Genomic DNA, 17,072 nt, shown 5'->3' with positions numbered 1-17,072 from the left:
GTTGTTGTTGCTTGTTGAGGGGTAAGTATCTGGGTTAGTGCTGAATATCGAAAGAGATGGATGGTGTCTTAATGTGTTTTATTGAATGGTAGTTTGATAGGTGAGTTGATCAGTAAGTTGCTGTAGCTCAATGAACTAAAAAGCCCCGGCTCGCGAGAGTCGGGGCTTTTGTATTTCAGAGGGCGGAACTTACAACGTTGGGTAGTCGATATAACCGACCGGCCCCTTGGCATAGAACAACTCAGGACGCGCTTCATTCAGCGGTGCATCGGCCTTCAAGCGCGCCGGCAAGTCCGGGTTGGCAATGAATGGCACACCGAAGGCGACCGCATCGGCCTTGCCGCTCGCCAGCCAGGCGTTGGCGCTGTCCTTGGTGAAGCGTTCGTTGGCGATGTAAGGGCCACCAAAGGCTTCTTTGAGTTGTGGACCCAGGCTGTCGGCGCCTTCTTTCTCGCGTGAACAAATGAACGCGATGCCGCGCTTACCCAGTTCGCGAGCGACGTAGGTGAACGTCTCAGCCAGGTTGTCGTCGCCCATGTCGTGGGAGTCGGCGCGGGGAGCCAGGTGCACACCGACGCGGCCGGCGCCCCAGACTTCGATGGCGGCGTCGGTCACTTCCAGCAACAGGCGAGCGCGGTTTTCCAGGGAGCCGCCGTAGTGGTCGGTGCGCTTGTTGGTGCTGCTCTGCAGGAACTGGTCGAGCAGGTAACCGTTGGCGCCGTGGATTTCCACGCCGTCGAAGCCGGCGGCCTTGGCGTTCTCGGCACCGGTGCGATACGCGTCGACGATGTCGGCGATTTCAGCGGTTTCCAGAGCCCGCGGCGTTGGGTAGTCGGCCAATGGGCGCACCAGGCTGACATGGCCTTTGGGCTGGATGGCGCTCGGTGCGACAGGGGCTTCACCGTTCAGGTACGACTCGTGGGACACCCGGCCAACGTGCCACAGTTGCAGGAAAATCTTGCCGCCCGCGCCGTGGATCGCCTTGGTCACGTTGGACCAGCCACGCACCTGGTCGTTGGACCAGATGCCCGGGGTGTCCGGGTAGCCGACGCCCATTGGCGTGACCGATGTAGCTTCGCTGAGGATCAGGCCAGCCGAGGCACGTTGTACGTAGTACTCGGCCATCAGCGCGTTAGGCACACGGCCTTCGTCGGCGCGGCAGCGGGTCAGCGGCGCCATGATGATGCGGTTGGCCAACTCGATATCACCGAGTTTGATTGGATCGAAAATAGTCGTCATGAAGTACAACCCTCGTGAGGTAATGGTTATTTAGTGGGTAGCAGGGGCCAGTTCGGGATCGCCGTTCTGGCGGAAAGTAATCAGGGTCACCAGCAGGGCAAGCACCGCCAGTGCGGCGGCCGCGAGTGGCACGCTGGTCAAGCCATAGCCGTGGGCGATGACGCTGCCGCCGACCCAGGCTCCGAGTGCGTTGCCGATGTTGAAAGCGCCGATGTTCAGGGTCGACACCAGGTTCGGCGCGGCCTTGCCATAGGTCACCACGTTCACTTGCAGGGCGGGGACGGCGGCGAAGCAGGCGGTAGCCCAGAGGAACAGGGTGATTTCGGTCGGGATCAGCGCGATGCTGGTCCAGGTCAGTACGGTGGAGATCACGGCCATCGAGATGAAGACGCCGATCAGCGTCGCGGCCATGCCTTTATCGGCCAGTTTGCCGCCGATGATGTTGCCAACCGTCAGGCCCAGGCCGATGAGCATCAGGGTCCAGGTCACGCCGCGTGGCGAGACACCGGTGACTTCGCCCAGCAGCGGCGCAACGTAGGTGAACAGCGTGAACACCGATGCTGCAAACAACGCGGTCATGCTCAACGACAACCAGATGCCGGCGCCTTTGAGGGCGCGCAATTCGGCGCGCATGTCGAGTTTCTCTTCATCGCGCTTGGCCGGCAGGAAGCGGATCAGGCCGATCAACGCGATCACGCCAATCACGGTCACTGCCCAGAAGGTCGAGCGCCAGCCGGCTTGCTGACCGAGCGCGGTGCCCAGCGGCACGCCGAGGACGTTGGCCAGGGTCAGGCCGGTGAACATCAACGCCACGGCCGAAGCACGTTTGTTGGCGGGCACCAGGCCTGCCGCCACCACCGAACCGATGCCGAAGAACGCACCGTGGCAAAGGGCAGTGACCACACGGGCAAACATCAGCACGTTGTAGTCAGTGGCCAAGGCACAGAGCAAGTTGCCAATGATGAAGATGCCCATCAACGCGACCAGTGCGGCCTTGCGCGGCAGTCTGGAGGTAGCCAGTGCCATGAACGGCGCACCGATGGCCACGCCCAGGGCGTAACCGGTCACCAGCCAGCCGGCGCCGGGGATCGACACACCGAGGTCGGCCGCCACGTCGGGCAACAGGCCCATGATGACGAACTCGGTGGTGCCGATGGCGAAGGCACTCAAGGCCAGGATGAGTAGCGAGAGGGGCATTGTCGATTCCTTGTCGGCTGACTGACGTCGGGGGGCGTTCTCGATTGGTTTTTCCAGTGCTGCGTGAAAACCAATTGAGAACGCCCCCACAGGGTCAGAGCTCTTTGCTGAAAGTGCGGAGGAATTCCTGGATGGTTTCCTCATTGCGTTTGAAAAAGTGCCATTGGCCGACTTTGCGGCTGCTGATCAGGCCGGCGCGTTGCAGGGTCGCCAGGTGGGCAGACACCGTGGACTGCGACAAACCGCAACGTTGATCGATCTGCCCGGCACAGACGCCGTGCTCGTTGCTGTGGGTCTGGTCGGGAAATTCGACGTCCGGGTCTTTTAGCCAGTGCAGGATTTCTCGCCGTACCGGGTGTGCCAGGGCTTTTATTATTTCGTCGAGATTGATAGTCATGGTGTGGGCTCGTGATGAGTAAAACGCTATATCGCGATGGGGCGAACTTTAAATCGGTATTTCGCGATATACAAATACGATTTAGCTCTGACCTGATCGTAATTCGGTATATCGGGTTATATCGATACGCTGCGTGTAAAAGTACAAGGAGGCAATGCTAAGCTGCGCCCATGAACTATCTCGCTCATCTGCACCTCGGTGGCCAGCGCCCCGGTCAACTGCTTGGCAGCCTGTATGGCGACTTCGTCAAAGGACGGCTGCAAGGGCAGTTCGATCCGGAAATCGAGGCGGCCATCCAGTTGCATCGCAGCATTGATGTCTTTACCGACCGCCATCCGTTGGTGGACGCCGCCTTGTCGCGATTTTCCATTACGCGCCGGCGTTATGCCGGGATCGTGCTCGATGTGTTTTTCGACCATTGCCTGGCGCGGGACTGGGCGCTTTATGCCGATCAGCCGTTGGAGTTATTCACGTCGGGTGTGTACCGGGTGCTGTCGGCCGAGCCGCAGTTACCGGAACGGCTGGCGCGGATCGCACCGCACATGATGGCCAATGACTGGTTGGGTTCTTACCGGGAGTTCGAGGTGCTGGAGCAGGTATTGCGCGGGATTTCGCGGCGGCTGACCAGGCCTGAGGAACTGGCGGCAGCGATGCAGGAATTGCGAGTGCTGTATGAGCCGTTGAGCGAGGACTTTCGGTTGTTCTATCCACAGCTTCAGGATTTCGCCCGAAACTATCCAACATCGTGAATCTCTTGTGGGAGCGAGCTTGCTCGCGATGGCGGTGGGTCATTCAACATTTTTGTTGAATGTGAAGCTGCCATCGCGAGCAAGCTCGCTCCCACAGGGGAATGTGTGTTTAAGCTGCGATGGCAGGGCGCATCGGGGCTTGTTGGGTTTCCGGAATGGCCCCAAACAACGCCTTTTGCACTGCCTGTTGCGCCTCGAACGCCAGCGCCGCACGCTCGCGGCCTTCGCAGGCGATCGGCTTGAGCAGATGAATTTCCACCTCACCCCGATCATTGGCGAACAGGCGCATCAGGTGCGAGAGCAAATCATCATCGCCAATGAACGGCGCCAGCGAATCGAGCTCACCGTTGCGCAGATAACGAATGGCCACGGGCTGCAGTGCCACTTCGGAGTCGATTGCCGCTGACAGCAAGCGACCGTGGAAGGTGCGCAGCGAGCGGCCATCGGTGGTGGTGCCTTCCGGGAACATCAGCAGCGGATGTGCTTGCTCCAGATGACGGGTCATCTGCTTGCGAATCAACTGGCTGTCACCCGACCCACGACGGATGAACAAACTTCCCGCCTTGGCTGCCAACCAGCCGGCGACCGGCCAGGTGCGAACTTCGGCCTTGGACAGAAACGACAGCGGCGTGAGCATGCCCAGCAGCGGAATGTCAGTCCAGGACACGTGGTTGCTAACCCAGAGCATCGGCGCCTTCGGCAGCTCACCGTGGACGGTCACTCGAAAGGGCAGGGCGTTGCTCAGGCGTGCCATGAAAAATCGCGACCAGCGCTGGCGACGCACCATCGAATGAGCAATCCCCAGCCGCTCGAACAAGCCGAAAACACCGGCCATGCTCAACCCCAACGCGACCACCAACAGCACTCGCGCAATTCGCGCGTACACCCGTAAGCGGCTCATCACATGGCCGCCTTGAAGTGCTTGGCGTACCGCGGGCAGAGTTCGTCGCGCTTGAGCAGGATGAACACGTCGGCGACCTGGAAATCTTCGTCCCAGCACGGCTCGCCGCAGATCTTCGCGCCCAGACGCATGTAAGCCTTGAGCAGCGGCGGCATTTCGGCGATGACGTTGGAAGGAATATCCAGAACCGGCAGTGGTTTTTTCGGCTCGGCCCGCAGGTGTTCGGTGCACAGGTAACGTTCGCGCAGGCGCTGCATGATCGCGTGGGCCTGGATGCCGCCGTCCTGCATCGGGATGCTCGCGCAACCCATCAGATAGCTGTAGCCGCCCTGGTTGAGGACTTCGGCCAGTTCACCCCAGAGCACGGCGATGGTGCCGCCGTTGCGATACGCCGGGTCGACGCAGGTGCGGCCGATTTCCAGGATTGGGCCCTTCAGATGAATCAGGCCATGCAGGCTGAATTCTTCTTCGCTGTAGAACTTGCCCAGGCTGCAGGCCGCCGTGTGGTCGAGCAAGCGGGTGGTCGCCACCAGTCGGCCGGTGTTCAAGTCACGCACGCCGATGTGGGCGCAGTGAACATCATAATCATCCATGTCCAGCCCCAGCTCGGCGCCTTTCAGCTTGGCGTTGAATTCGCCGCTGAACACGTTGAAGCGCAAGGCCTGGGCTTCCTGCAAGGCCTCGGCGCCCACCAGGCGTTCGGCTTGCAGACGGCGTTCATTGCCGGTGTCGCTGATGCGGGCGATCTGAGTCATTGCGAATCTCCGTGCGGGCTGGTCACCCGTCTTGGGTTAGAGCCAATCGACTTTCTTTATGCAGCCGTGTTGTGCAAAGTCAGGCTATGTAGCCCCGGTGTCATCGCCATGAAGCTTTGGTGATGCTTGTATGACAGTCCCCAAGGAGCCTCTTATGCCCTGGCAAAACCTGCTCGAGCGCCGCGACCGAATCCCCGCAAATCCGGACCTGGCGGAGGGCTTCGCAACGTTGTTGCATCAGTTGGGCACGGTCACGCCGTTCGAGCTGGCGACGATGGGCGGGCGATTGATGGCAACGCCGGGGTTGGCGTTTCTGGTGGGCTATCAGGCGGCGTTGCGCATGCTTTGGCCAAGCGCACCGCAGAGCCTGGGTGCGATGTGCGCGACCGAACAGCGCAGCCTGCGAGTCGCTGACATGCAAACGCGTCTGAGCGGTTTGCGCGTCAGTGGACGCAAGGATTTCGTCACCGCCGGTGATGCGGCGGACTGGCTGCTGGTTGCTGCCCGCAGCGAAGAATCCGGTGAAACTGCGCACCTGAGTCTGGCGGTGGTCTATCCCGGTGAACCGGGCGTGCGTGTGGAAAAACTGCCGGCGATCCCGTTGATGCCGGACATCAGTCACGGTCGCTTGTTTCTGGACAACGCACTGTGCGAATTGCTGGCGGGGGATGGCTGGGATGCCTATGTCAAACCGTTCCGCACGCTGGAAGACATCTATGTGCTGAGCGCAATGACGGCGTGGCTGTATGGCGTCGGTCACGACAGCGACTGGTCGCAGGCCTTGCAATTGCGTTTGCTGGCGCTGCTGGCCGGGTGCGCTGAAGTCAGTCGGCAAGCGCCGAACAATCCGGTGGGGCATATCTTGCTGGGGGGATTGTTTGCGCAGTTCGACGGGCTCAAGGCTGAGGTCAATCAGGCGCTGGCCGAGGGTCCGCCACACTGGGCGGCGATGTGGCAACGGGACCAGGCGGTGATGGATCTGGCGGCGGGTGTGCGCGGGAAGCGGTTGGCCAAGGCGCTTGCGGCGAATTGACGGACGTCATCGCGAGCAAGCTCGCTCCCACATTTGAAATGCATTCCCCTGTGGGAGCGGGCTTGCCCGCGATGGCGGCCGCAAGAGCGACACAAATTCTCGAACTGTCATCAACCTCAGCTAGGCTCAGCAGGACAACCCCGCCGAGCCCCAGCCATGTCCAAAGGCTTGTCCCTGTTTTTCCTGCTTCTGCTCAGCGTGACCGCCCACGCCGAGTATTGGCCCGCCGAGCAATGGTCGACCGCTCCGGCAATCTCCGGACCGGCACTTCAATCCCTGGAAACCTACGCCTTCCCACCTCGCGATGACGCCACCCGAAAGGGCATCCGCACCGATGCCTTGCTGGTGATCCGCGACGGCCAATTGATTTACGAACGCTACGCCGGGCCGACCACGGCCCAAACGCCGCACCTGACCTGGTCGATCAGCAAAAGCCTGATGGCCACGGTGCTCGGTGTCGCTTATGGCGAGGGCTTGTTCAAGCTCCAGGACCCAGCGCTGAAATTTTATCCACCACTGCAAAAACATCCGGCAATCACCATGGCCGACCTGCTCCATTGGGCGTCGGGCCTGGACTGGCAGGAAGCCTATGAATACGCCCCGTTGAAGTCCTCGGTGGTGGCCATGCTCTACACCCGGGGTCATCAGGACATGGCTGCGTTTGCCGCTGGCCACGAGGCATACGCGCTGCCCGGGCAGACATTTCGTTACTCCAGCGGTGACAGCAACCTGCTGGCCGCCGCACTGAAAAACATCGTCGGCCCGGCACGTTATGCGGACTATCCGTGGACCGCACTGTTTGAGCCGCTGGGGATCTGCAAGGCCGTCTGGGAAACCGACGCTACGGGCACTTTCGTCGCCTCGTCCTACGCCTACCTCACCGCCCGCGACCTGGCGCGAATCGGTTGGTTGATGGCGCGCGACGGTCGCTGGCGCGACCGACAACTGCTGCCCAAAGACTGGGTCGCTTTCAACCGCGAACCGTTCGCGCACTATCGTGCCCATCAGGATGACACGGTGCCCGGTGGGCAGTGGTGGCTCAATCGCGCAGCGGACGGCGCGCCCAGACCCTGGCCTGATGCCCCCGACGATACCTTCGCCGCACTGGGCCATTGGGGCCAGGCGATGTACGTGATTCCCCGCGAAAATCTGGTGATCGTGCGCTACGGCGATGATCGCGACGACAGTTACCAACACAACGAATTGCTCAAGCTCGCGCTCAAGGCTTTTGCCGGGAAGGTGCAGCCATGAACAACGTTGTTCGTCGCCGACCGCTCAGCGCGTTGTTGCTGGTGCTGCTGCTCGCCGTGTTCGGCTGGGGCTGGCACGAGCGAGTGGCGTTGTGGGCGTTTCCCGACATCATTAGCGCTTACACCGCGAAGGAATATTGCTCGTGCCGGTACGTGATGAATAACGCCGCCGAGTATTGCCATGGCTACGTGAAGCAATGGTTGCCGACCAGCGGCTTTACCGATGACCCCGCCAGCAAACGCGTGACGGTCAGCGGCATGGGCCGCAGCAATAGCGCGGTGTGGGTCGGCGAACACCAGGGCTGTCGCCTGAGTCCCTGAGCAGGTTCCACACAGTCGAGCCCCATTCGATTGTTCTCATGCAATGTGCGCGCGGTTATCTGATGCCGAGCGCGGCGAATTGCTCAGCGCCGACGCGGTGCTCGGCAGCACGAAGCCTTGCAATTGGCTCACGGGCGGTTAAGGTTCGTGCAGGTTTATCGGCACACGAGTCTCTATGTTCAACCGCTCCCTCTGCAAAACTTTCGCCCTCGCGCTGCTGGCCGGCGCTTCGTTGTCGGCCCAGGCTGATTGGTATCTGGACGGCGAGTCCTCGCGGCTGTCGTTCATCAGCACCAAAAACGCCAACATCAGCGAAGTGCAGCGCTTTCTGGTGCTGCACGGCAAGGTCGATTCCAAAGGCGTGGCCGAGGTGGAAATCGAGATGGACTCGGTGAACAGCGGCATCCCGTTGCGTGATGAACGGATGCGCAAGGAGCTGTTCGAGATCAAGACCTTCCCCGAGGCGTTGATTACCGCGCAGATCGATCTGCGCCCGATCAACGACCTCGCCCCGGGTGCGCAACTGGAATTGCGGTTGCCGGTGACCGTCAACCTGCATGGTAAACAACACCCCTACAACGCCGAACTGCTGGCGACCCGTCTTGATGACCGGCGCTTTCAGGTAGTGACCCTGGAGCCTTTGGTGATTAACGCCGAAGACTTCGACCTGGCCCCCGGGCTGGAAAGTTTGCGCAAGCTCGCCGGCCTGTCGGCCATCAGTCTGTCGGTGCCGGTGGGTGCGGTACTGATTTTCACGGCGCGCTGACATGGCCGGCGCAATTTTCCCGTGGCGTGAAGGCAACCACTTTGAGCTGCTGATCGATGGGCCGCAGTTTTTTCCGCGCATGCTGGTCGCGATTGCCCGTGCCCAGGAGCAGGTGGAACTGGAGCTGTACCTGGTGGAGGCGGGTGCCTGTGCCGAGGCGATGGTTCAGGCGTTGACCCAGGCCGCCGAGCGCGGCGTTCGGGTGCGATGCCTGTTCGATGATTACGGCAGCCTCGCCTTCACCCTGACCTTGCGTCAGCGCCTGATGGCGGCGGGCGTGGAGCTGCGTTTCTACAATCGCCTGAGCTGGCGCCGCTGGGTCGGCAATTTCTATCGCGATCACCGCAAACTGTTGCTGGTCGATCAAAGCCTGGCAGTGGTCGGCGGCACCGGGGTCACCGATGAGTTCTGGACGCCGGGCGAAGACACCAGTGAATGGCATGAAGTGATGGTGGAGATCACCGGTCCGCTGGTGATCGACTGGCAGTTGCTGTTCGACCGCCAGTGGATTGCCAACCGTCATCGCCGCGCCTGGAAGCCTGCCTCGCACTTCGGCTTGCCGCGGCTGCCGCGTGTACCGTCAACGGGTGAGGGCATGGGCCGGGTGGCGTATGCCGACGCCCGTCAACACCGCGACATTCTGCAATCACTGGTCCGTGCGCTGAACAGCGGGCAGCAGCGGATCTGGCTGGCCACGCCGTATTTCCTGCCAACGTGGAAAGTCCGTCGCTCATTGCGCCGGGCGGCGGGGCGAGGCGTCGATGTGCGCCTGCTGCTGACCGGGCCGCGCACCGATCACCCGTCGGTGCGCTATGCCGGGCACCGCTACTACCCGCGACTGCTCAAGTCAGGTGTGCAGATTTTCGAGTACCAGCCGTGTTTCTTGCACCTGAAAATGGTCCTGATCGATGATTGGGTGAGCATCGGCTCGTGCAATTTCGATCACTGGAATTTGCGCTTCAACCTGGAAGCCAACCTTGAGGCGCTGGACCCCGCATTGACGCAGGCGGTGGTGGCGAGTTTCGAGAAGGATTTCATGCAGAGCCAGGAAGTCAGCCTGGAGGCATGGCAACGCCGGCCACTGTGGCGGCGGGTGAAGCAAAGGATTTGGGGATGGGTGGATCGGTTGGTGGTGAATTTGCTGGATCGACGGGGATAGTCACCCAGATCGTCAGATCGTTCCCACGCTCCGCGTGGGAATGCAGCCCGTGACGCTCCGCGTCACTGGACGCGGAGCGTCCCTTGATGCATTCCCACGCGGAGCGTGGGAACGATCAGTGCACGCGGGGATTACAGCAATTCGAAGCTCTGCTGCGTGACGTTCTCGGAATCCAGGCCGATCTGCACGTTGAACTTGCCAGGCTCGGCGGCGTACTTGAGCTGGGTGTTGAAGAACTTCAGGTCGTCCTCCGTGATGGTGAAGTGCACGACTTTCTGCTCGCCGGCTTTCAACATTACTTTCTGGAAGTTCTTCAGTTCCTTCAGCGGCCGGATCATCGAGCCGGTCACGTCCTGGATGTACAGCTGCACCACGGTTTCGCCATCACGCTTGCCGGTATTTTTCAGCATGACGCTGGCGTCCAGCTTGCCGGTCTTGTTCAGCGTGGTCGACGAAAGGGCCATCTCGCTCAGGTTGAAATCGGTGTAGCTCAAGCCGAAACCAAACGGAAACAGTGGGCCGGTGATGTCATCGAAATACTGCGAGGTGTAGTTGCCCGGTTTGCCCGGCGTGAACGGCCGGCCAATGCTCAGGTGGTTGTAGTAGGTCGGAATCTGACCCACCGAGCGCGGGAAGGTGATCGGCAGTTTGCCCGACGGGTTGTAGTCGCCGAACAACACATCAGCAATGGCGTTGCCGCCTTCGGTGCCGCTGAACCAGGTTTCCAGAATCGCGTCAGCCTGGTCTTTCTCTTCGAGAATCGTCAGTGGGCGGCCGTTCATCAACACCAGCACCAGCGGTTTGCCGGTGGCTTTCAAGGCCTTGATCAACTCGCGCTGGTTGGCCGGGATGTTGATATCGGTGCGGCTCGACGATTCGTGGGACATGCCACGGGATTCACCGACCGCTGCTACCACCACATCGGCATCCTTGGCGGCTTTCACCGCTTCGTCGATCAACACTTGTGCCGAGCGCGGATCGTCCACCACTTCCGGGGCATCGAAGTTGAGGAAGTTGAGGTAATCGAGCACCTTCTTGTCGCTGGTGATGTTGGCGCCACGGGCATAAATCAGCGTTGCCTTGTCGGCCACAGCGGCGTTCATGCCGTCAAACAGCGTCACCGATTGCGCGGGTTTACCGGCGGCGGCCCAGCTGCCCATCATGTCGATCGGCGCCTTGGCCAGCGGACCGACCAGCGCGATTTTCGCGGTTTTCTTCAGCGGCAGGGTTTCGCCCTGGTTCTTCAGCAACACCATGCTGCGGCGCGCAACGTCACGGGCCTCGGCGCGGTGCAGGCGGCTTTCGGCGTAGGTGTCGGCCGGATCATCCTCAGCCTTGCCGATGCGCAGGTACGGGTCCTTGAACAGGCCCATGTCGTACTTGGCGGCGAGCACTTCACGCACGGCGTTATCGATGTCTTTCTGTTCGATCTCGCCAGCCTTCAACAGCCCCGGCAGCTCTTTGCCGTACAGAGTGTCGTTCATGCTCATGTCGATGCCGGCCTTGATCGCCAGTTTCGCGGCTTCGCGACCGTCGCGGGCCACGCCATGCTTGATCAGCTCGAAAATCGCCCCGTGGTCACTGACTGCCAGGCCTTTGAAGCCCCATTCCTTGCGCAACAGGTCGTTCATCAGCCAGGTGTTGGCCGTGGCCGGCACGCCGTTGATCGAGTTCAACGCAACCATCACCCCACCGGCACCGGCGTCGATGGCGGCGCGGTACGGCGGCAGGTAATCCTGGTACATCTTGACCGGGCTCATGTCGACGACGTTGTAGTCGCGACCGCCCTCGACCGCGCCGTACAAGGCAAAGTGCTTGACGCTGGCCATGATGCTGTCGGCCGCGTTCGCGCCCGTGCCCTGGAAGGCCCGGACCATGACGCCGGCAATGCGCGAGACCAGGTAAGTGTCTTCGCCAAAGCCTTCGGAGGTGCGGCCCCATCGCGGATCGCGGGAGATGTCGACCATCGGCGCGAAGGTGATGTCGAGGCTGTCAGCCGCTGCTTCCTTGGCGGCGATGCGCCCGGACAGGCCAATGGCGTCCATGTCCCAGCTCGAAGCCAGGGCCAGCGGGATCGGGAAAATGGTGCGGTGACCGTGGATCACGTCATAGGCGAAGAACATCGGGATCTTCAATCGGCTGCGCATGGCCGCGTCCTGCATCGGACGGTTTTCCGGGCGGGTGATCGAGTTGAACGTGCCGCCGATGTTGCCGGCGGCGATCTCCTTGCGGATCAACTCCCGAGGCATTTCCGGGCCGATGCTGATCAGGCGCAACTGGCCGATCTTTTCATCAAGGGTCATTTGCTTCATCAGGTTGCTGATGAAAGCGTCCTTGTTCTCCAGAGGTGTGGGCGTCGTGGCGGCCAATACGGTATGACTGGCCAGACTGACGAACAGGCCCAGCAAACACAGCTTCTTCATGAATAGTTTTCTCAAAGGCCTAAACGGCAGTGAATACGCGCCGGTCAGCCAAAATTTAGGGAGCGACTATTGTTGTTCAGGTAAATGCAGCACACTTCTGTCGTGTTTTTAGCGCTGGGGCATCTTTTAGCCCATTGGCTCGATGCAATCCAGTGGCGGCGGCAGATTATGCCCCAAGAGTCCGGTCAGAGGGTTGCAGGTTGCTTATCAACGGAATGTGCAAGGGAGCGTCAACCAGATGAATGTACGACACCACTATCGGTCGAGCCTGCAGGTGGCAGTCTTGATGTTGCTGACCACGCTGTTGGCCGGTTGCGGCATCAACACTATTCCGACCCTGGATGAACAGGCCAAGGCAGCCTGGGGCCAGGTACAGAACCAGTATCAGCGCCGCGCCGACCTGATCCCCAACCTGGTGGAGACCGTCAAGGGCTACGCCAAGCACGAGGAAGAGACCCTGACTGCGGTGATCGAAGCCCGGGCCAAGGCCACCTCGATCCAGGTGGACGCCAACACACTGGACAATCCAGAAAAACTCAAGCAATTCCAGCAGGCGCAGGATCAACTGACCGGTGCCCTGAGCCGTTTGATGGTGGTGTCCGAGCGTTACCCGGACCTCAAGGCCAACCAGAACTTCCTGGCGTTGCAGTCGCAGCTTGAAGGCACCGAGAACCGCATCGCCGTGGCGCGTCGCGACTTCATCCTCGCGGTGCAGAAGTACAACACCGAAATCCGCACGTTTCCGGGTCGTCTCTGGCACACCGTGCTGTACAGCGATTTGCCGATCCGCGAAACCTTCGAAGCCACCAGCCCCGGTGCCGAAAAAGCGCCTGAAGTGAAGTTCTGATCGGCAAAAGGGCCAAGCGTCACCACGGATGAGGTTGCCAATGCGCGTGTTGAAAGTGGGCCTGGTGCTGTTGCTCTGGGTGTTTGCCCTGACGGCCCAGGCTGAATTGAAGTTTCCGGAGTTGACCGGGCGGGTGGTCGATAACGCCCAGATGATCGAGCCGGCGGTGCGCGAGCAACTGACGCAACAGCTCCAGGCCCACGAAAAAGCCACCGGCGAGCAGTTGGTGGTGGTCACGTTGCCGAACCTGCAGGGCACCGACATTGCCGACTTCGGTTATCAACTCGGTCGAGCCTGGGGCATCGGCCAGAAGGACAAGAACAACGGCGCATTGCTGATCGTTGCGCGCGATGAACGCAAGTTGCGGATCGAAGTCGGTTATGGCCTGGAAGACCGGCTGACCGATGCGCAGAGTTCGGTGATCATCAATCAGGTGATCACGCCCGCGTTCAAGACCGGCAACTTCAGCAAGGGCATCAGCGACGGGGTCGCGGCGATGCTGGTGGTGCTGGGCGGCAATCCACTGGATGAGCCGTCGACGGTCTATGAACCGCGAGGTGACGAGAGCAGCGACTTCGTGTCGCGTCACCCGGGCGTATTCGTGTTTCTGGTGATGCTGTTTATCCTGACGATTTTCGTTTGCCAGATGCTTGGCATCCTGCCCAGTGGTGGTGGCGGCCGAGGCAGTTCGGGAGGCGGTTTCGGCGGCGGAGGATTTGGCGGCGGCGGTGGAGGCGGGGGCTTCAGCGGCGGCGGGGGCAGTTTCGGGGGCGGCGGTTCGTCGGGCGGCTGGTGATAAAAACAATAGCGAGCGGGCATTCATAAACATGGCATTACTGACTGAACACGAACAACGCAAAGTCGCCGAGGCGATTGCCCGGGTCGAGCGCGACACCGACGCGGAACTGGTGACCGTGCTCGCAGCCCGCGCCGATGACTATGCGTACATCCCGCTGCTGTGGGCCAGCCTGCTGGCGCTGATGGTGCCGGGCATCGTGCATTACCTCACCGGCTGGCTGACCTTGCACAGTTTGCTGCTGGTCCAGTGGATCGCCTTTATCGTGCTGTGCCTGGTGTTTCGCCTTCCTCGCGTCACCACGCACCTGGTCCCGCGTTCAGTGCGGCATTGGCGGGCGTCCAACCTGGCGCGCCGACAGTTCCTGGAGCAAAACCTGCATCACACCGTCGGCAGCACGGGGATGCTGATCTTTGTTTGCGAGGCCGAGCGTTACGTGGAGATCCTGGTGGATGAAGGGATTTCCAAGCGACTGGACAACAAGAACTGGGACACGATTGTCGCTGCATTTACCGAGCAGGTTAAGCAGGGGCAGACGTTGCAGGGGTTTGTGACATGTGTGGAAGCCTGTGGCGAGTTGCTGAAAGTGCATGTGCCCGTAACTCAGGTGCGCAATGAATTGCCGAACCGGTTGGTGGTTTTAGGCTGACGCTGATCCCATGTGGGAGCGGGCTTGCCCGCGATTGCGATCTGACTTCAGCATGGATGCCGACTGGCCCACCGTTATCGCGGGCAAGCCCGCTCCCACAGAGCTCTGCGCCGAAACCAGGAAGCCGTTCGTAAATAACTGCGTGTCCCGGACGGCCATCCCCCCTAAAATACCCGCCATTCCCTGATCCGCACCGTCCGAGGCCGTTTTTACATGTCTGTCACCGCCACTCCCGCCAGCCTCGCGCCGGATCACCACGCCCAGTTCATCGACTTGTTGCAAACCAGCCTCGACCAGAACGCCTTCATCAAACTGGTCCTGGCCAAGTACGTCGGCACCGAAGCCGATTTGCAGCGGTTGATCATCAAGCAGCTCACCGTCAAGGATCAGCCGTGCCTGTCCTTCGTCTACCGCTACAAAACGCGCGACATCACCAAGAACCTGCCGATTGCCGAGGGCGTGGCGACCATTGCCGCGCTGCTGCCGGCCTCGTTCAAAAATGCGCATTTACTCTCGTTAACCGATGAAGCTCAGCTCGAATACAGCAAAAAGGGCAAGTCTTCACTGTTCAAGAGCAAACCTCAGCAATTGCGTGAAGTACCGTCCGCCGAGCACAACCGCGAGAAAAACCGCTTTCTGGACCTGAATCGTCCGTTCCTCGCCGACCTGGGCGTGACGAACAGCAAGCACGAGCTGATCCCGGCGATGTCGCGCAAGTGGAAGCAGATCAACAAGTTCATCGAAGTCTTCAGCCATGCGCTGACCACTTCACCGCTGGCGCTGGACAAGCCGGTGCAGGTGGCGGATTTCGGTTCGGGCAAGGGTTACCTGACGTTCGCGATTCACGACTACCTGCGCAACACCTTGAATGCCGAAGCCGTGGTGACCGGCGTCGAGTTGCGCGAGGAAATGGTCAACCTGTGCAACGCCGCCGCGGTAAAGCTTGAGCACCCGGGGCTGGTGTTCAAGTGCGGCGACGTGCGCAGCGTGGCGCCGAGCGAGCTGGACGTGATGATCGCGCTGCACGCCTGCGACATCGCCACCGACTATGCGATTCACACCGGCATCCGCTCCGGCGCTTCGATCATCATGTGCTCGCCGTGCTGCCACAAACAGATCCGCCTGCAAATCCAGAGCCCGGCGCTGCTCAAGCCGATGCTTCAATACGGTCTGCATCTGGGCCAGCAGGCTGAAATGGTCACCGACAGTTTGCGCGCGCTGTTCCTGGAAGCCTGTGGTTACGAAACCAAGGTGTTCGAGTTCATTTCACTGGACCACACCAACAAGAACAAGATGATCCTCGCGGTCAAACGCGCCGAGCCGGTGGACCCGGCCCAGCTGTTGGTGAAGATTCAGGACCTGAAGGATTTCTACCACATCAGCGAGCATTGCCTGGAAACCTTGCTGCGGGCTGACGGCTACCTCTGATCCCCTGCGATCCTGTGGGAGCTAGCTTGCTAGCGATGGCGGCTCTACATTCAGCATAAATGTTGAATGTTAGGGCCCCTTCGCGAGCAAGCTCGCTCCCACATGGGGCTTCACTGCGGTCTTGCGCCCCAGCATCACCGTGACGATCACCCCGGCGGCAAACAGCCAGGTGATCGGCTCAATGTGTTCACCGAAGAACAACGCCGAAAACGCGATGGTGAAGAAAATCTGCAGCAACTGGATCTGACTGACCCTGGCGATGCCGCCCATCGCCAGCCCGGCGTACCAGGCAAAGAACCCGATGAACTGCGAAAACAGCGAGACGTAACCGAACGCCCACCAGGTCTTGGCCGAAATCGCGCCTTGATGTTGCAGCGCCAAATACACCACCGGCCCGATCAACAACGGCGTCGACAACACCAGCGCCCAGCAGATCACCTGCCAGCCGCCCATTTCCTTGGCCAACCGGCCACCCTCGGCGTAACCCAGGCCGCCCACGGCAATCGCCCCGAGCATCAGTAAATCACCGGCCTGAATACTGCCGGCCCCGCTGATCAACGCATAACCGAGCACCAACGCGCTGCCCAGCGCGGCGCACGCCCAGAAAGCTTTCGACGGTCGTTCGTGGGACAACCACGCGGCGTACAGCGCTACGCACAACGGCTGCAAACCGTTGACCAGTGCACCGTGGGAGGCCGGCAAGGTTTGCATCGCCCAGGCTGACAACACCGGGAAGCCGAGAATGACGCCAGCGATCACCAGCGTCAGGCCTTTGACCTGTTTCCAGGTCGGCCATTTTTCCCGGCGCCACAGCAGCAACATCGCCGCCGGCACCGCCGCGAACAGCGCCCGGCCCAGGCCATTGAGCAGCGGATGGAGTTCCTGCACGACGATCCGTGTGAAGGGCAGGGTGAGGCTGAAGATCACAACGCCGAGCAGCCCGAGGGCCATGCCGGTGTTTTCGCGCGAGGACATGATTGGGACCAGAATATTGGTGACGGGAAGAGCCTCCATATAGCCATAAACCAGGGGCGTAGCGCTGTTACAGCTAGGCGCAGAGTTATCCGTACAGTTTGAAGCCGTCATCGCGGGCAAGCCCGCTCCCACATTGAAATGCGTTCCCCTGTAGGAGTGAGCCTGCTCGCGATGAACGATAACTCGG

Annotated in this window: 17 protein-coding genes; 10 read left to right on the top strand and 7 right to left on the bottom strand. The window is 60.9% G+C overall.

Translation table 11 applies throughout. The features are described from left to right. Positions 1–189 precede the first annotated feature (189 nt). From QRN31_RS03270 to QRN31_RS03260, 3 genes are all read right to left on the bottom strand, one after another. Positions 190–1,239 carry an alkene reductase gene (locus QRN31_RS03270; protein ID WP_285430168.1) on the bottom strand — a complete coding sequence of 350 codons (1,050 nt, stop codon included), beginning with the start codon at positions 1,237–1,239 and terminating at the stop codon, positions 190–192. Positions 1,240–1,269: 30 nt separating this feature from the next. Continuing rightward, positions 1,270–2,436 carry an MFS transporter gene (locus tag QRN31_RS03265; protein ID WP_285430167.1) on the bottom strand — a complete coding sequence of 389 codons (1,167 nt, stop codon included), beginning with the start codon at positions 2,434–2,436 and terminating at the stop codon, positions 1,270–1,272. Between the two features lie 94 nt (positions 2,437–2,530). Next, the gene (locus tag QRN31_RS03260; protein WP_285430166.1) at positions 2,531–2,833 is read right to left on the bottom strand and encodes an ArsR/SmtB family transcription factor; all 303 of its coding nucleotides are present in this window, start codon (positions 2,831–2,833) and stop codon (positions 2,531–2,533) included. A 170-nt stretch (positions 2,834–3,003) separates the two neighbouring features. On the opposite strand from QRN31_RS03260, the gene QRN31_RS03255 reads away from it, so the two are divergent. Continuing rightward, the gene (locus tag QRN31_RS03255) at positions 3,004–3,582 is read left to right on the top strand and encodes an acyl carrier protein phosphodiesterase (protein WP_285430165.1); all 579 of its coding nucleotides are present in this window, start codon (positions 3,004–3,006) and stop codon (positions 3,580–3,582) included. A gap of 109 nt (positions 3,583–3,691) precedes the next feature. Here QRN31_RS03255 and QRN31_RS03250 read toward each other — a convergent pair whose 3' ends face one another. Both QRN31_RS03250 and olsB read right to left on the bottom strand, forming a co-directional pair. Beyond that, positions 3,692–4,483, bottom strand: coding sequence for a lysophospholipid acyltransferase family protein (locus tag QRN31_RS03250; protein ID WP_285430164.1), 792 nt, complete (start codon positions 4,481–4,483; stop codon positions 3,692–3,694). Then, positions 4,483–5,238 carry an L-ornithine N(alpha)-acyltransferase gene (gene olsB, locus QRN31_RS03245; protein ID WP_285430162.1) on the bottom strand — a complete coding sequence of 252 codons (756 nt, stop codon included), beginning with the start codon at positions 5,236–5,238 and terminating at the stop codon, positions 4,483–4,485. Before olsB ends, QRN31_RS03250 begins: the two co-directional genes overlap by 1 nt. 154 nt (positions 5,239–5,392) lie before the next feature. Here olsB and QRN31_RS03240 point away from each other — a divergent pair, with 154 nt between their 5' ends. From QRN31_RS03240 to QRN31_RS03220, 5 genes are all read left to right on the top strand, one after another. Next, complete coding sequence (locus QRN31_RS03240) at positions 5,393–6,271, top strand: acyl-CoA dehydrogenase family protein (protein WP_285430161.1); 879 nt, start codon at positions 5,393–5,395, stop codon at positions 6,269–6,271. A 156-nt stretch (positions 6,272–6,427) separates the two neighbouring features. Then, positions 6,428–7,522, top strand: coding sequence for a serine hydrolase domain-containing protein (locus QRN31_RS03235; protein WP_285430159.1), 1,095 nt, complete (start codon positions 6,428–6,430; stop codon positions 7,520–7,522). Further along, entirely contained in the window at positions 7,519–7,842 is a 324-nt protein-coding gene (locus QRN31_RS03230; RefSeq protein WP_285430158.1) for an amidase, read from the top strand. Before QRN31_RS03235 ends, QRN31_RS03230 begins: the two co-directional genes overlap by 4 nt. Positions 7,843–8,017: 175 nt before the next feature. Beyond that, the gene (locus QRN31_RS03225) at positions 8,018–8,608 is read left to right on the top strand and encodes a YceI family protein (RefSeq protein ID WP_285430157.1); all 591 of its coding nucleotides are present in this window, start codon (positions 8,018–8,020) and stop codon (positions 8,606–8,608) included. A 1-nt stretch (position 8,609) separates the two neighbouring features. Continuing rightward, a complete protein-coding gene (locus QRN31_RS03220) occupies positions 8,610–9,767 on the top strand; it encodes a phospholipase D-like domain-containing protein (protein WP_285430156.1) in 1,158 nt (385 codons plus the stop codon). 131 nt (positions 9,768–9,898) lie between these two features. On the opposite strand, the gene bglX is transcribed toward QRN31_RS03220, so the two are convergent. Continuing rightward, the gene (gene bglX / locus QRN31_RS03215) at positions 9,899–12,190 is read right to left on the bottom strand and encodes a beta-glucosidase BglX (RefSeq protein WP_285430155.1); all 2,292 of its coding nucleotides are present in this window, start codon (positions 12,188–12,190) and stop codon (positions 9,899–9,901) included. 238 nt (positions 12,191–12,428) lie between these two features. Here bglX and QRN31_RS03210 point away from each other — a divergent pair, with 238 nt between their 5' ends. From QRN31_RS03210 to QRN31_RS03195, 4 genes are all read left to right on the top strand, one after another. Next, complete coding sequence (locus QRN31_RS03210; RefSeq protein WP_285430154.1) at positions 12,429–13,037, top strand: LemA family protein; 609 nt, start codon at positions 12,429–12,431, stop codon at positions 13,035–13,037. Between the two features lie 40 nt (positions 13,038–13,077). Beyond that, complete coding sequence (locus QRN31_RS03205) at positions 13,078–13,833, top strand: TPM domain-containing protein (protein WP_285430153.1); 756 nt, start codon at positions 13,078–13,080, stop codon at positions 13,831–13,833. Positions 13,834–13,864: 31 nt separating this feature from the next. Beyond that, positions 13,865–14,482 (top strand): TPM domain-containing protein, encoded by a 618-nt coding sequence (locus QRN31_RS03200; protein WP_285430152.1) that lies wholly within the window; start codon positions 13,865–13,867, stop codon positions 14,480–14,482. Positions 14,483–14,695: 213 nt separating this feature from the next. Beyond that, the gene (locus QRN31_RS03195) at positions 14,696–15,910 is read left to right on the top strand and encodes a class I SAM-dependent methyltransferase (protein ID WP_285430151.1); all 1,215 of its coding nucleotides are present in this window, start codon (positions 14,696–14,698) and stop codon (positions 15,908–15,910) included. Between the two features lie 69 nt (positions 15,911–15,979). Here the strand turns inward: QRN31_RS03195 and QRN31_RS03190 are convergent, their stop codons facing one another. Beyond that, complete coding sequence (locus tag QRN31_RS03190; RefSeq protein WP_285430150.1) at positions 15,980–16,885, bottom strand: DMT family transporter; 906 nt, start codon at positions 16,883–16,885, stop codon at positions 15,980–15,982. Positions 16,886–17,072: the final 187 nt, after the last annotated feature.

The sequence above is a fragment of the Pseudomonas sp. fls2-241-R2A-110 genome (genome assembly GCF_030209165.1).
Classification (GTDB): domain Bacteria; phylum Pseudomonadota; class Gammaproteobacteria; order Pseudomonadales; family Pseudomonadaceae; genus Aquipseudomonas.
This window is presented reverse-complemented; position numbering and strand designations above follow the sequence as displayed.